At 49.4% G+C, this 14119-nt stretch carries 15 protein-coding genes; 2 read left to right on the forward strand and 13 right to left on the reverse strand.

The annotated features are described in order from the left end of the window. The first annotated feature begins 152 nt into the window (after positions 1–152). Positions 153–1067: a DUF3800 domain-containing protein gene (locus tag EXW93_RS09530; RefSeq protein WP_023468614.1), complete on the forward strand. Its 915-nt coding sequence runs from the start codon at positions 153–155 to the stop codon at positions 1065–1067. Positions 1068–1104: 37 nt separating this feature from the next. On the opposite strand, the gene nth is transcribed toward EXW93_RS09530, so the two are convergent. The 10 genes from nth to panB all read right to left on the reverse strand — a co-directional run bounded on the left by nth (position 1105) and on the right by panB (position 10603). Then, positions 1105–1761 (reverse strand): endonuclease III, encoded by a 657-nt coding sequence (nth, locus tag EXW93_RS09535; protein WP_023468615.1) that lies wholly within the window; start codon positions 1759–1761, stop codon positions 1105–1107. Positions 1762–1765: 4 nt separating this feature from the next. Then, positions 1766–2344, reverse strand: a complete 579-nt coding sequence (locus tag EXW93_RS09540) for a DnaD domain-containing protein (protein WP_023468616.1) — start codon at positions 2342–2344, stop codon at positions 1766–1768. Between the two features lie 75 nt (positions 2345–2419). Beyond that, positions 2420–3709, reverse strand: a complete 1290-nt coding sequence (asnS, locus tag EXW93_RS09545; protein ID WP_174316766.1) for an asparagine--tRNA ligase — start codon at positions 3707–3709, stop codon at positions 2420–2422. A 29-nt stretch (positions 3710–3738) separates the two neighbouring features. Then, positions 3739–4920 carry a pyridoxal phosphate-dependent aminotransferase gene (locus EXW93_RS09550; protein ID WP_058264834.1) on the reverse strand — a complete coding sequence of 394 codons (1182 nt, stop codon included), beginning with the start codon at positions 4918–4920 and terminating at the stop codon, positions 3739–3741. Positions 4921–4934: 14 nt separating this feature from the next. Continuing rightward, entirely contained in the window at positions 4935–5402 is a 468-nt protein-coding gene (locus EXW93_RS09555; RefSeq protein WP_023468619.1) for a hypothetical protein, read from the reverse strand. Further along, complete coding sequence (locus EXW93_RS09560; protein ID WP_012370646.1) at positions 5399–5569, reverse strand: YpmA family protein; 171 nt, start codon at positions 5567–5569, stop codon at positions 5399–5401. The genes EXW93_RS09555 and EXW93_RS09560 overlap by 4 nt, the downstream gene beginning before the upstream one ends. Before the next feature lie 62 nt (positions 5570–5631). After that, complete coding sequence (gene dinG / locus EXW93_RS09565) at positions 5632–8445, reverse strand: ATP-dependent DNA helicase DinG (RefSeq protein ID WP_041255512.1); 2814 nt, start codon at positions 8443–8445, stop codon at positions 5632–5634. A gap of 105 nt (positions 8446–8550) precedes the next feature. Further along, positions 8551–8934, reverse strand: a complete 384-nt coding sequence (panD, locus tag EXW93_RS09570) for an aspartate 1-decarboxylase (protein ID WP_029341994.1) — start codon at positions 8932–8934, stop codon at positions 8551–8553. A 2-nt stretch (positions 8935–8936) separates the two neighbouring features. Next, on the reverse strand, positions 8937–9767 hold the full coding sequence (panC, locus tag EXW93_RS09575; protein WP_023468622.1) for a pantoate--beta-alanine ligase: 831 nt from the start codon (positions 9765–9767) through the stop codon (positions 8937–8939). Beyond that, positions 9764–10603 (reverse strand): 3-methyl-2-oxobutanoate hydroxymethyltransferase, encoded by an 840-nt coding sequence (panB, locus tag EXW93_RS09580; RefSeq protein ID WP_023468623.1) that lies wholly within the window; start codon positions 10601–10603, stop codon positions 9764–9766. Before panB ends, panC begins: the two co-directional genes overlap by 4 nt. An 88-nt stretch (positions 10604–10691) precedes the next feature. On the opposite strand from panB, the gene EXW93_RS16570 reads away from it, so the two are divergent. Continuing rightward, positions 10692–10814 carry a hypothetical protein gene (locus tag EXW93_RS16570; protein ID WP_256429275.1) on the forward strand — a complete coding sequence of 41 codons (123 nt, stop codon included), beginning with the start codon at positions 10692–10694 and terminating at the stop codon, positions 10812–10814. Between the two features lie 37 nt (positions 10815–10851). Here the strand turns inward: EXW93_RS16570 and EXW93_RS09585 are convergent, their stop codons facing one another. Genes EXW93_RS09585 through bshA form a run of 3 tightly spaced genes read right to left on the reverse strand, consistent with a single transcriptional unit; the run spans position 10852 to position 14055 of the window. Continuing rightward, positions 10852–11823, reverse strand: a complete 972-nt coding sequence (locus EXW93_RS09585) for a biotin--[acetyl-CoA-carboxylase] ligase (protein ID WP_058264832.1) — start codon at positions 11821–11823, stop codon at positions 10852–10854. Further along, positions 11793–12926, reverse strand: a complete 1134-nt coding sequence (locus EXW93_RS09590; protein WP_254606200.1) for a CCA tRNA nucleotidyltransferase — start codon at positions 12924–12926, stop codon at positions 11793–11795. The genes EXW93_RS09585 and EXW93_RS09590 overlap by 31 nt, the downstream gene beginning before the upstream one ends. Beyond that, positions 12913–14055 carry an N-acetyl-alpha-D-glucosaminyl L-malate synthase BshA gene (gene bshA / locus EXW93_RS09595; protein ID WP_174316406.1) on the reverse strand — a complete coding sequence of 381 codons (1143 nt, stop codon included), beginning with the start codon at positions 14053–14055 and terminating at the stop codon, positions 12913–12915. The genes EXW93_RS09590 and bshA overlap by 14 nt, the downstream gene beginning before the upstream one ends. Positions 14056–14119 lie beyond the last annotated feature (64 nt).

Here is a 14119-nt window from a genome sequence, read left to right on the forward strand (position 1 = left end):
TCCTTAAGTCGAACACCTAATCATACGAGAGAATGTTTCTACGGTTTCACTTATCAGGCTATAGCTTTTCAGCCGCCTAGCGTGTAAAGTGGCATCAAGAGCATTTCTTTCGAAAAGACTGTGTAATTATTGTGCAATTGGAGGAGATTCATTTGAACAAACGGGTACAATCGAACGTCAAAGGCGTTGACGTCAAAGGATTTCCTAAGAATTCAACCCCTGCCCCGAAGAAATACATCATGTTCGTCGATGAAACTGGGACACCGAAAGGGAATACACAATTCAACTTAACGGGTGTCTTGATGGAATATAAATATGCCATCGATTCGGATGAGACCGGTGAACCAAGTCCGCTTCGTCAACGTTTGATGGATTTTAAGGCAAAAGTTTTTGAAGATCCGCATATTCCGCTTCATTTGAAGGAGATTTTAAAAGCGGAGCATCCGTACGGTAAAGAAGATGGCATCACGATCGATATGTTACGACATTTCTGGATCGCCTTGCCGGAATTTTTAGTTGATATTGATTGTACGATCGTCAGCGTCGAAGTCGATAAACAGAAGCTACAAGACTTCTTCTCGACACCGAAGGATCCGTATGTCGTTGCCTTCGCTCATTTGATGAAGTCGTTTTATTCCTTCCTCGATGAGACAGAAGCAACGAGTGCGCGTGTTGTTCTTGAAAGCCGTGATGATTATCAAAACTTGCTCATTCAAAAGGCGTTCTTCGATATCTTCAATTCGGGAACGGTCCATCTCGACGTCGAAAAAAGTCGTCAAAAAATCAAAGGCTTCATCTTTGCTGAAAAAGACAGCGACCTCTACCAATCTGGTCTTGAGATTGCCGACTTGGTCTGCTTACCTTTATCTCGCGTTCGTCGTGGTGTCATCGAGGTAAAACCCCGGTTTGTCCATTATGGGGACGAAAACCGGATTTTTAAAGCCATCAAAGATAAGATTTACATTCGCCGTGATAGTCCGGACCAAGATTTCCGAAACTGGGGATTCAAAAAAGTACCGATCACGAAAAAGCGTCGTGAATGGTCCGATACTCCTTGGAATGGATGATATGCAAAAAAAGTGGATCCCCATTGGATCCACTTTTTTATGGTGTAGCTAGTCCTTTTGTCCGCTTTTTCCCCTCTCGACACATGTCGAGTAACGGGCACGCTTCACAGTTCGGACGTTGTGCCTTGCAGTGATAACGTCCAAAGAAGATGAATTGGTGATGAAGCTTTGACCAACGCTCCCGTTTGAAGCGACGCATCAGTGTCGCTTCAACCTGCGTGACATTATCCTTCCAGCGACAGATCCCGAGGCGCTTCGAAACACGTTCGACATGCGTATCAACCGCAAATGCCGGTACATCGAAAGCGACAGACAAGACGACGTTCGCCGTCTTGCGTCCAACGCCAGGTAAGGCTTCGAGCCCGGCGCGTTCCGTCGGGACTTCTCCGTCGTGTTGCGCAAGGAGTTGTGCCGCAAGCGCTTTGATGTTTTTGGCTTTATTTCGGTACAATCCCAGTCGTTTGATTTTATCCTCGATTTCCTCAACGGGTGCCGCAGCAAGCGAAGCAGGATCCGGATACGCTGCGAACAACCCAGGCGTCACCTGATTGACAAGTACGTCGGTCGCTTGTGCACTGAGTGCAACCGCTACGACCAGCTCAAACGGGTTGCGATGAATCAACTCACAAAATGCATCCGGAAACATCTCTTCTAACGTTGCTTCAATCCGATCGATTTCTGCCTTTCGTAACATCTCCTTAACCTCCCCGCCCTGCGAGATCCTCAAGCGTCTTGATTCCTTCACGTTCCCATGTCCGCAGAATTTGATTGATATAGGTCATTTTGCGGACATTATGATAGACTGCTTCTCGAAGTGCGGCAAGCACTAGCTCTTCCGAAATGTTCTCGATCGTCAACCACTGAATGATCTGCTCCATCTGAAACGGTGACATCATCCCGAGTTCCCGTTCGAATTGTTGGAAGACGGACGGGTTGATCGTATCAAAGTTCGGTGCTTCCTGTTCCGGTGGTGCCATCAGCTTTTCGTAAAGCGGAACAAGCGAATAACGTTCAGACCCATTGACGTTCTCCATTGCCAATAATCCTTTTTGTAATAAACCGAGTGTCGTCTCGATTGTTTCCGTCTCGGATAGTCCAAGTCGATTACTTAACTCTTCCGGTGACGGCATCTCCATACCTTCTGCCCGGCAAGCAAACAGTTGACCAATCAATGTGAACTCGACAAAACTGATGCCTAACCGTTTTGCCTCGGTGAACAATCGTTTCGGCAAGACGACCGTCCCTTCCTCGAATAATTGCACTAAATTATGATTCATCGTATTTCCTCGATTCTCTAGTCTAAACAAGAAATCGACCCGTCGAGACGATGGGTCGATGTTTTTCCTTACTGCTTATGGATAGAGGCGGTTTAGCAAACGTGGGAACGGAATCGTTTCCCGAACATGCTCGACACCTGTGATCCAAGCGACTGTCCGCTCTAAACCAAGACCGAAGCCACTGTGTGGAACAGAACCGTATTGACGTGTTTCGAGATACCATTTATAAGCACCTGTCTCGTCAAGACCATGTTTCTTCATCTCTGCGAGGAGTTTTTCATGATCTTCTTCACGTTGTGAACCACCGACGATTTCCCCGTATCCTTCAGGGGCAATCAAATCATCACACAAGACGAAGTCTGGGTTTTCCGGATCTTCTTTCATGTAGAACGGTTTGATTGCTTTTGGCCAATGCGTGATGAAGACAGGACGTGCGAAGCTGTTTGCGATTGCTGTCTCGTGTGGTGCACCAAAGTCATCGCCGAATTCGATATCATCGAATCCTTGCTCCTTGAGCATATCGATTGCTTCCGTGTACTTGACGCGCGGGAACGGTGCTTTAATGTTTTCAAGGACCGTCAAGTCACGTCCAAGCAACTCAAGTTCTGCACGACAGTTTTTCAGTGCTGATTGCACAAGGTGCGAAACATAGTTTTCTTGGACTTCGAGGTTCATCTCGTGATCGTGGAATGCCATCTCAGGCTCCATCATCCAGAATTCGATCAAGTGACGACGTGTTTTTGATTTTTCAGCACGGAACGTTGGACCGAACGAGAAGACCTTTCCAAGTGCCATTGCTGCCGCTTCCATGTAAAGCTGACCCGATTGTGAAAGATACGCATCTTCATCGAAATATTTCGTATGGAACAATTCTGTTGTTCCTTCTGGTGCGCTACCTGTCAAGATTGGCGGATCCACTTTGATGAATCCTTCTTGGTTAAAGAATTCGTACGTCGCACGAATCAATTCGTTTCGAACGACCATGACCGCATGCTGGCGCTTTGAACGCAACCAGAGGTGACGGTTATCCATTAAGAAGTCCGTTCCGTGTGCTTTTGGTGTGATCGGATAATCGATTGCTTCATGGATGACTTCGATTTTTGAAATTTCCATTTCATGACCAATCGCTGTCCGACCGCCATCTGATTTGATGACACCTGTCACCCATAGTGATGATTCCTGCGTTAAGCCTTTTGCTTGTTTGAATAAGTCTTCGCCGACTGTTTCTTTGACGACGACACCCTGCATGAATCCAGAGCCATCCCGAAGTTGGAGGAAGGCGATCTTACCGCTTGAGCGTTTGTTTGCTAACCAACACCCGATCGTCACTTCTTCTCCTACATATTTGTTTACATCCCGAATCATTGCTTTCAACAGTCAACATCCTCTCTCTATTAAACGGCTGTATGTGCCGTGATGAATCCTTCAATCCGGTCGAGTGCCTCTAGGACACGTGCCGGATCCGTCGCGTAAGATAGGCGGACATAGTCTGGTGCACCAAATCCTGAACCTGGAATCAAGGCGACCTTCGCTTCAGATAAAACAGCTGTACACCAGTCATCGACATTATCGAATCCACACATCTCGGCAGCTTGCTTTGCATGTGGGAACAAGTAGAATGCCCCTTCCGGCTTCAGACACGTTAATCCTTCGATCTCGATGAGTCGTGCATAGATTTTTTCAAGTCGTTCTTCAAAGATGACACGCATCGCTTCGACCGGTGCATCGCCTTCTGCATACGCAGCAACCGATGCTGCTTGCGCAATCGATGTCGGGTTCGACGTCGAATGGCTCGCTAAGTTCGTCATCGCTGAGATGATCTCTTTCGGTCCGATTGCATACCCGATCCGCCAGCCTGTCATCGCATGGGACTTCGAGACACCATTGATGATGACCGTCCGTTCGCGCATTTCTGGCAAGGACGCGATCGAAATATGTGTCGCACCGTTATAGAGCAACTTTTCATAAATCTCGTCACTGATGACGAGTAGATCGTGCTTGATCGCAACATCTGCTACCATCTCGAGCTCTTCTTTCGAATAGACCATTCCTGTCGGATTCGATGGTGAGTTCAAGACGAGTGCTTTCGTTTTTGGGGTAATGTGTTGCTCGAGCAATTCCCGTGTCACTTTGAAGCGAGACGATTCGTCCGTTTCTAAAATGACCGGTATGCCGTCACTGAGTTTAATTTGCTCTGGATAACTGACCCAGTATGGTGCTGGGACGATGACTTCATCGCCTGGATCGAGAATCGCTTGGAACAACGTTGATAGTGCATGCTTTGCGCCTGAAGCGACCATAACTTCTGAGCGTTCGTATGGCATCCATAAGTCACGGCGTGTCTTTTCGATGATCGCATCCTTTAAGGCAACCGTTCCGCCAGACGGCGTATACTTCGTATCGCCCGCTTCTGCTGCCTCGAATGCTGCTTGGATGATGAATTCCGGTGTATTGAAGTCGGGCTCTCCCGCACCTAAACCGATGATGTCTTGACCTTCTTCACGTAGTGCCTTGGCTTTCGCTGTGATGGCTAGCGTCGTAGATGGTGTCAATTGTCGTACGCGTTTCGATAACATGTCGCCCACTCCCTTTACTTGATTCGTAATCGCTTGATGAAAGAACCTTCTTGATACGTGTAATACGAATAATCATAGCCTGTCGTCGTCTTTGAAACGATCTCGATGACGGCACGATCCTCAAAGCCGTACTTAGCAGACACGATGTCTCCTAGTTCCGGATGATCCGCGATGACCGTTTTGATGGCAATACCATCAGCAACTGGTCGTGTCTCAATCGTTCCTTTTTTCGGAACGAACGCCCGTACCGCCTGTCCATTCTGCTTCATCGTAAAAACGACATATTGACGTTTCCCGTTAAAGACTGATTCGAACCGGACGTCCGTTGGTTTGAGTTCTTTTTTCAGACGCGCCTCTGCTTGTTCGGCGACGCTCTGTTCCCGGTCTTTTGCCTCAGCGATCGTCACCTGATAAACGGCGGTGCCAAGTACAGTCAAAAGGATGAGTGCACTTAGCAGACCAAGCGTGATTTTCCACTTCATGTGCGGTAGATGGTAAAGACCATCTGCTCCTTGTCTTTTTCATCGAGAGCAAGACCGAACATTAAATCTTCCGTTTTCAGTGTCCGATTCAACAAGTCGACGATTTTATACGTATCGTCATGGCGGTTCACCTTGACGGTCGCAAGTGTTTCAATTTTTGAATCCATCTGTATGTCCTCCCTCATTTTTCTCTATCTATTATAATGCGATAGGGTTTATCTGAATAGACTTAATCGCCATCATTCAAGAACAATTCTAGTTCTGCCGTCAGTTCATCAAGCGGTTTTGATAAAACAGGCACTTTCGGCAGACTCGTGACGAACCGTTTTCCATAACGCGTCGTCTCAATCCGGCGATCAAGTACGAAGACGACACCTCGGTCGTTCGTCGTCCGGATCAAGCGACCAAAGCCTTGCTTAAAGCGAATGATCGCTTGCGGTAAGCTGTATTCGAAAAATGATGATTTCCCGAGTTTTTCGATCCGTTCCGAGCGTGCCTGGACGATCGGTTGATCCGGTGGCGCGAACGGTAGTCGGACGATGACGAGACAACTGAGATCATCTCCTGGGATATCGACCCCTTCCCAAAAGCTAGCCGTCCCGAACAAGATACAGGCGTCGAGTTGCTTGAACTGTTTCATCAGTCGTTGCCGTGAACCTTGCGTGACCCCTTGCGAGAGTAACGTAAACCGTTCAGGTAACAGCGGTTTCGTCGCTTCATGCGTCAGTCTTAGCAAGTCATTTGAGGTAAACAAGACGAGCATCCGTCCTTCCGTCACCTCTGCGATTTGTAAGATGGCTTCCGCAATCGTCTCTGCGAATTCCGGCAATGGTACATCCTGTAGGAGCGGGAGATCCGTCGGAATCATCAATCGCACGTTATCGGCATATCCGAACGGCGACGGAACGACGAAACGACGTGTCTCGAACGCATCGAGCCCTAAACGGTTCTCAATGAACTGGAACTTGTTCGAGACAGTCAGCGTCGCAGACGTCAGGATACACGTCCGTTTCGAAAAGACATCGCGTCGCAGTCGCTCTGAAATGTCGATTGGTTGTGTGTAGACCCGTGTCAGTTTCCGGTTCTTAACAGACGTCTCGATCCAAGATACCGTCTCATCGTGCGGAGCAAGCATCGTCTCGAAGATGGCGAGCTCCGCTTCTTCGATTTGTGACGTGATCGCTTTTAAATCCGCGACGAGTGAACGTTCGCGATAACTCATCTGCTCCCGGTGTTCATGGAACAGTTTATGAATCGCCCGGATTGCTTGACGCAAACGCCGCAACACCAATTCAACCCGCTTGGCACTTTCCTGGACGGCACGCATCGAACGGTCGAGTCGCTTGAAGCGAATGCTGACCATTCCTTCCCGTCGTGCTTTGCGGGAAGCCAGTTCGAGCCCGTATGCTTGAATAATCATCAATAGACCGTCTGCCTCTTCGAGCAACGTCGTCAGTGCCTCATCGACCGTCTCACTATGGGCTTCGACCATCTCGGCGATGTCCCATTCTTCCGACAGATCGAGCAAGCGGTGTAATAATTTTTTATCGGACGAATACCCGAGTTGTCGGAACAGACGATCAAACGTATGTCCATCAAAGACGAGACCAAAATGATGGCTCGCGACCTCTTCGATTTGATGTGCCTCGTCAAGAATCAACGGACTTCCTTTCGGTAAGACCCCTGCTTCGAACTGCAGATCACTAAACAACAAGGCATGGTTCGTGACGATGATCGTTGCATCCTTTGCTTGGCGAATCGCATGTTGGAAGAAGTCCCGGCTGTACCACGGGTCAAACCGCCCGAGTTGCGATTGGCTATCAGACTGGATCAACTGTTTGATCCCGATATTGCCTTGCGCTGCACCGCCTGGTAAGCTGACTTCTTCTAAATCTCCCGTTTCCGTCTCCGTCAACCAGACGAGTAGAATTGCTTTTGCGAGCGTGAAGTTATAAGCATCCTCTTGATCATTCAAGAAAAATTCGAATTTCCGTAAATCAATATAGTTACTCCGTCCCTTAAGCAATGCAATCTGGACCGGCGCATCGAACAGTTGACGCAAGAGCGGTAAATCACGCGCGAATAGTTGCTCCTGCAATTGAATCGTGTGCGTACTGACGACAATCGGGACTTCATGTTCAAGTGCGTAATGCGCTGCCGGAACAAGATAACCGAGCGATTTTCCTGTTCCTGTTCCCGCTTCGACGAGTAACGGTGTTTCTTGATCGAGCGATTGATAGACATGACGCATCATCTCGAGCTGCCCACGTCGCTCTTCATATCCTTCGAATAGACGAGGGAACGTAACGGTGTTCAATTCATCAACGAATGGTCCGAACGGTTCAAGAACGGGCGGATGTGCCAACCGCTCTATCGTCTGGCGCTTTTTCAAAGCGATTTTACGGAAACGATCAAACTGTGAATCCTCCTCGATGCCGACTAAACGAATCGCATGGTCGATTTCCTCTTCGATGGCACTGAACAGGCGTGGTGATAAACGTCTTAAGTGCTTCAATGTCTCAAGCGGCAACGTATGTAGTCGTTTGAGTAGTTCAAGCAACAATTCAGCCGTCGCCGAAGCGTCACTCCCTGCCCGGTGCGCCTCTTGATGGGCAAGTTGTAATGACTCTGACAGATGCGACAGCGCGTGGCTTTCTGCTGTCGGAAGTAAGATTCGTGCGAGTTCGACCGTATCGATGACAGGACCTGTGTACGGCAAGTATCCTTCCTCTTCTAACGCATCGTTTAAGAAGTTTAAATCGAACTGCACATTATGTGCGACGAAGACACCACCGTCGAGCAATGATAAGACACGCGGTGCGATGACATCGAATGTCTCGGCCTCTTTGACATCCTCATCCGTGATGCCCGTCAACTGGGAAATGAATGGAGGAATCGGTTGGGTCGGACGCACGAAGGCAGACAATTGTTCTGTCAACTGTCCATCTTCAATGACCGCCATGCCGATCTCAATCATCTCATCGCCAGCCTTTATGGAATGACCTGTCGTTTCCAGGTCGACTACGACGTACTTTTTCTTCAACACTGATCCTCCACCTTTTATCCATCCTCTCCATGACCGGATGGCATTTCATTCTTCATCTTAACAAAAAAAGAGACCCGCTGACATGATCGGGTCTCTAAAATTTCATAAGATCGTGTGGGCGATTTCTTGAGACAACATTTGTTTGATGTCGTTCTGTTCATTTAGAACAGCCACTTTTGGAACATGTGTCGCGATTTCTTCCGTCGATAGTTGCGCGTACGCCATGATGATGACCTCATCCCCGACTTGGAAATGGCGTGCTGCCGCACCGTTCAAACAGATGACACCTGAACCACGAGCACCTTTAATCGCATACGTTTCAATCCGTGCACCGTTCTGATTGTTCGTCACTTGGACTTTTTCATTTTCAAGAATCCCGACAGCATCGAGTAAATCCTCATCGATCGTAATCGAACCAACATAGTGTAAGTTCGCCTCGGTGACCCGGGCCTTGTGTAGTTTAGCGTGCATGAATGTGCGTAACATCGTCATGCTCCTCTCGTATATAGTAAATTATCGATCAAGCGTGCCGATGCAAACTGCACGGCGACTGCTAAGAGAATCGTAGTCGTTTGTTCAGTGACGGGTCTTAGTGACGGGTAGTCGACGGCTTCGACGTAATCGATTGTCGTCCCTTCGAATCGAAGTGCTTCGCGCGTCCGCTCGAGAACCGTTTCAACAGGCACCCCTTGATCGAGTGCTTGTTTCGCTTGTTGCAACGCCTGCTGAATTCCTGGTGCTTGCGCCCGCTCCGTTTCCGAAAGATAGACATTGCGTGACGATTTTGCTAGACCATCCGCTTCGCGAATGATCGGGCAACGGACGATCTCAACCGGAACGAAGTAATCAGCGACATACGCTTCAATCAATGCGAGCTGTTGTGCGTCCTTTAAGCCGAAATAAGCACGGGTTGGACGGACGACGTTCAATAGTTTGCTGACGACCGTCAACACACCATCAAAATGTCCTGGTCGTGATGCGCCGCATAAGACATCATCACCGGAGCGGACCGTAACACGGGCCATATCCAGCGGATACATCGTCTCGTTCGTCGGATAGAACAGATAATCGACCCCTTCTGCCTCTGCGATTTTCTGATCGCGTTCCGCGTCTCGTGGATAACGATCCAAATCTTCGTTTGGTCCGAATTGTGTCGGGTTGACGAAAATACTCAAGACGACGACATCATTCTCTTGTCGTGCTTGTTTGAGCAAGGAGGCATGCCCTTCATGCAAGAATCCCATCGTCGGTACAAAACCGATTGAACCGGCTCCCGCTAAACATTCGCGTAACGTCTGGACGTCCTGAATGATCTTCATTCCTTAGTCCCTCCATAAAGCGCACCAATCAGTTCTTCGTCCATCTGGAACGAGTGTGCTAGTTCAGGGAAAGCACCGGCTTTGACGTCTTTGACGTAAGCAGCGATTGCTTCCGTTCCTGAAGTATTCCAGTCCGTGTACGCTTTGACGAACTTCGGTAAACGACCGACACCATACGTCAAGATGTCATGATAGACAAGTACTTGACCGGCGACGTCTGCACCGGCACCGATGCCGATGACCGGAATCGAGAGGAGCTCTTGAATGCGTTTCGCGAGCGGATGCGGCACACATTCGAGGACGAGCATCTTCGCTCCGGCACGCTCTGCTTCCAAACTGTCTGCAATCAGTTGTTCGGCTGCTTCTAATGATTTCCCTTGGACTTTGAATCCTTCAAGGACACCAACGGATTGTGGTGTTAATCCGAGATGCGCGACGCAAGGCATCCCAGCGTCCGTCAAACGACGAATCGTCTTTAAGATCTCCCCTGCCCCTTCCAGCTTCAAGGCATCTGCCTGCGACTCTTGAAAGATACGCGCCGCTGATTCAAGCGTGCGATCAAATGAACCGTGATAGCTTGCGAACGGCATATCGACGATCATGAACGTCTGTGGTGCGCCGCGGCGTACCGCACGCGCATGATGAACCATGTCGTCGACCGTGACGGCAATCGTTGAGTCATAGCCGAGGATGACGTTTCCGAGGGAATCGCCAACGAGCAACATATCAACTCCTGCTGCTTCCGATAGTTTTGCTGAAGGATAATCATACGCCGTCAACATGACGAGCTTCTCTCCAGCTTGTTGTTTTTTTAGTATTGGACCCATTGTGTGCATCGTGTTCTCTCCTTACGTGTGTAGGGAGGACAAAAGGAAAACGCCTTCTTCTCCAAAATAAATGCATGCGGAAAAGAAGGCGGAATAATTGAATATCGTCCTTCTGTCCCTGTCCGTTAAGATCAAGGCAGTTGAAACAGCTAAAACTGGCACCTGTCAATTCGGTATGGTTCCGGCAAGCGGATACCATCCGTGGCTTTATTATACATGACGGGAAAAGCTCTCTGCAAACCGTCTGATTCAAACCTTTATTCTTTTTCCCAGTAAATCAGCTCTGCCGAATGGAAACGGGTTTCCCCCGTTTCCGTCTCAATCCGAATCGTGCCCGTCTCGTCAATACCGAGCAATGTTCCGGAAGCGGTCATCTGACGTGTCCGTAGCGTCACTCGTTCATGTAAGCGATCTGCGAGTGTTTCCCACTCGGAGACGAAAGATCCGAATCCTAGCTCGAGCCACTGCGTGTATAGTTGTTCAAATCGATTCAAAAACGTCGCGACGACCTCCGCACGTCGGAAAGTTCTTCCTGATTCTCGGACGAGCGAGGTAGCACGGTCTTTGATCCCTTCCGGAAACTGCTCGTGATGCACATTGATGCCGATGCCAATAATGACTGAACTGATCCGATCCGCCTCGGTCTGCATTTCCGTCAAGATGCCTGCCACCTTACGACCGTTGATCAAGATGTCGTTCGGCCATTTAATCGTAACTGGAACATCGAATGTTCGGAGAGACTGGGCAAGTGCAATACCTGCTACGAGCGTTAATTGACCTGCTTGGTGCATCGGTACATCTGGTCGGACGAGTAGACTCATCGCGATGCCCTCATTTTTCGCCTCATGCCACGTTCTCCCTAGCTGTCCGCGTCCATTCGTCTGGTGATCGCATACGACGAGTGTTCCTTCCTGCGCTTGCTGTTGCGCTTGCTCATGTGCAATCCGCTGCGTCGTGTCCAGTTCTTCGAAATGAAGGATGTGGCGACCAAGGCGCGCTGTCGTTAACCATTGTTCAATCGCAATCGGTGTCAGCAAATCGCCTTCATCGACTAATTGATAGCCTTGTTTTTTATTCGAGATGATCTGGTATCCTTCTTCCTTCAAGGTTTGCATATGTTTCCAAATAGCGGTACGTGAAATATTTAGTGTCTCTGCTAATTCCTGTCCGGAGTACCACGTTCGCTGACGAAGTGCGATCAAGATTTGTTCTCGGACTGAGTGCGCCATCGCTCTACCTCCTTCAATAATGTCACGCGGTCGTTTAGGCAAGCGCGCGTGACGACACTGTATTCCAAATGCAAAAGTGCTTCTTTGATCTGTTGTTTTTGAAGACCGAGGCGGATCATGTCTTTTCCGTCGACAGCGAGCTCTTTACGACTGCGAATCGGTAAGTCTGATCGCTCCAGATAATCCGTTCCGGTCATTTCCCGAAGGATCATCAGTTCCTCGTCCGACAATCGATAACGATCCCAGTCTTGTAACGGTCGGTGTAACAGAGGTATTAAACGCGTTGCGAGCTGCACTTGATGTTTCGATCGTTTCCAGCGCGTCAATTGATCTTTCGCGAGACCGGCATCGAGTACGAGTGTCCAGACGGCATCCTTTGAAACACCCTGAAACGACTGCTGCGCGAGTCCTTTGACGATTTCTGAAGTCATGCCGGGAAGGTAGCGTTCGATTCCTGTCCGGAGCATCGCCTGTAACGCCCGCTGTTTTCCAGGACCAAGTAAGAGCTTCTCGAACTCGATCGCGATCCGCTCAATCGCAACGGCCGCTAGATGCGGAGCGAGTTTAACGATTGCTTGTTCAGTTGCTTCGTCAAGCGAGAAATCCAGTTGGCTCATGAAGCGGAACGCCCGCATCATTCGAAGTGCATCTTCATTAAAACGTTCGGCTGGTTCGCCGACCGTCCGGATGATCCGCTCTTCGATGTCACGCGCTCCTCCGAACAGATCGACACGACCTGATGGTCTGAGTGCCATCGCGTTGATCGTAAAGTCACGCCGGGTCAAATCCTCTTCCAAACTAACGCCAAGCGTCACCTCGTCCGGTCGCCGGCGATCGCTGTACGTTGCTTCTGAGCGAAACGTCGTGATCTCGTACGGCACGTGGTTGAGAACGACCGTCACGGTTCCATGCTCGAGTCCTGTCGGAATGACGACAGGGAATAAATCGATGATCTGTTCCGGTAACATCGAGCTCGCTAAATCATAGTCTCCTGGTGTCCGGTCGAGCAACATATCACGAACGGCACCACCGACGATATACGCTTCACCACCGGCCTCCTCGATCGTCTGAATGATATGATGTGCGCCTTCAAGCAAGTTCATGACGCGCACACACCCGTTCATAGACTTGTTCATAACGATGAACGATCTCATTCGAATCAAAACGCCGACGCGTATCGCGAATGCCCTCTTCTGCCATCCGTTCCCGTAACATCGGATCATCCGCGAGTTCACCGATTCGTGCCGCAGCCATTTTGACATCGTAGGTCGGAACGATATATCCGGTGACACCGTCCTGTATGACTTCCGGTAAGCCACCTGCTGTCGAGACGACACTCGGGACGCCAATTGCCATCGCCTCAAGAACGACGAGCCCGAACGCTTCTTTTTCAGACAACAGGACATGAATATCACTAATGGCGAGCAATTGCGCGACGTGTTCCTGTTTACCGGCAAAGATCACTTTGTCATAAATGCCGAGTTCCTTTGCGCGACGTCTCGTTTGTCCCATCTCTGGACCATCCCCGACGAGCAACAGACGCATCTTCCGGTCTTTCGCTGCAATGGCGAACGCCGCAAGCGTATCATCGATTCGTTTGACCGGTCGGAAGTTCGAGATGTGAATGACGACGACTTCGTCCGCTTCGATGCCGTAATGCCGCTTCAAGCGTTCATCCCGCATCGGATAATAGACACTCTCATCAATCGAGTTCGCAATGACATCGATGTCGTAGTGTGCGTTGAGCGTCGCATTCGTCTCAATCGCTAGACTCTCGGAGACGGCCGTGACCGCGTCTGATCGTTCGATGCCGTACCGGATTGCCGGTTGCATCTCTAAATCTTGCCCGATGACGGTGATGTCCGTTCCGTGTAACGTCGTCACGACGGCGACACCTTTTTTCTTTGCCATGTTTCGCCCGAGATCTGCACAGACCGCGTGCGGAACGGCGTAATGGGCATGGATGACATCAAGATCGAATAAATCAATGATTTCTGCCACTTTTGACGCTAACGTAATGTCGTATGGTGGATATTTAAAAACGGAATACTGGTTGACTTCAACCAAGTGGACCGTGATGTTTGGCCGATATTCCGTCAAGCGAAACGGCATGCTCGACGTAATGAAATGGACGTCATGGCCACGGTCCGCAAGTTTCATACCGAGTTCCGTCGCGACGACCCCACTCCCGCCGACGGATGGATAACAAAGAATCCCAATTGCTTTTTTCATGATAAAACCACACTCTCTTTATGACTTCTATTCGTCTCTATTCTAAGCAATATCAATCGGAATG

The sequence above is a fragment of the Exiguobacterium sp. JMULE1 genome (assembly GCF_013337175.1).
GTDB lineage: Bacteria > Bacillota > Bacilli > Exiguobacteriales > Exiguobacteriaceae > Exiguobacterium_A > Exiguobacterium_A indicum.

Bases quoted from the DNA above. Each gene is read 5' to 3' on its own strand.
- panB (WP_023468623.1), bottom strand. From the start codon at position 10,603: ATGCACACAATGGGTCCAATACTAAAAAAACAACAAGCTGGAGAGAAG.
- EXW93_RS09540 (WP_023468616.1), bottom strand. From the start codon at position 2,344: ATGAATCATAATTTAGTGCAATTATTCGAGGAAGGGACGGTCGTCTTG.
- asnS (WP_174316766.1), bottom strand. From the start codon at position 3,709: ATGATTCGGGATGTAAACAAATATGTAGGAGAAGAAGTGACGATCGGG.
- EXW93_RS09585 (WP_058264832.1), bottom strand. From the start codon at position 11,823: ATGGCGCACTCAGTCCGAGAACAAATCTTGATCGCACTTCGTCAGCGA.
- panC (WP_023468622.1), bottom strand. From the start codon at position 9,767: ATGAAGATCATTCAGGACGTCCAGACGTTACGCGAATGTTTAGCGGGA.
- EXW93_RS09590 (WP_254606200.1), bottom strand. From the start codon at position 12,926: ATGAACTTGCTTGAAGGCGCACATCATATCATTCAGACGATCGAGGAG.
- EXW93_RS09555 (WP_023468619.1), bottom strand. From the start codon at position 5,402: ATGAAGTGGAAAATCACGCTTGGTCTGCTAAGTGCACTCATCCTTTTG.
- panD (WP_029341994.1), bottom strand. From the start codon at position 8,934: ATGTTACGCACATTCATGCACGCTAAACTACACAAGGCCCGGGTCACC.
- nth (WP_023468615.1), bottom strand. From the start codon at position 1,761: ATGTTACGAAAGGCAGAAATCGATCGGATTGAAGCAACGTTAGAAGAG.
- EXW93_RS09550 (WP_058264834.1), bottom strand. From the start codon at position 4,920: ATGTTATCGAAACGCGTACGACAATTGACACCATCTACGACGCTAGCC.
- EXW93_RS09560 (WP_012370646.1), bottom strand. From the start codon at position 5,569: ATGGATTCAAAAATTGAAACACTTGCGACCGTCAAGGTGAACCGCCAT.
- bshA (WP_174316406.1), bottom strand. From the start codon at position 14,055: ATGAAAAAAGCAATTGGGATTCTTTGTTATCCATCCGTCGGCGGGAGT.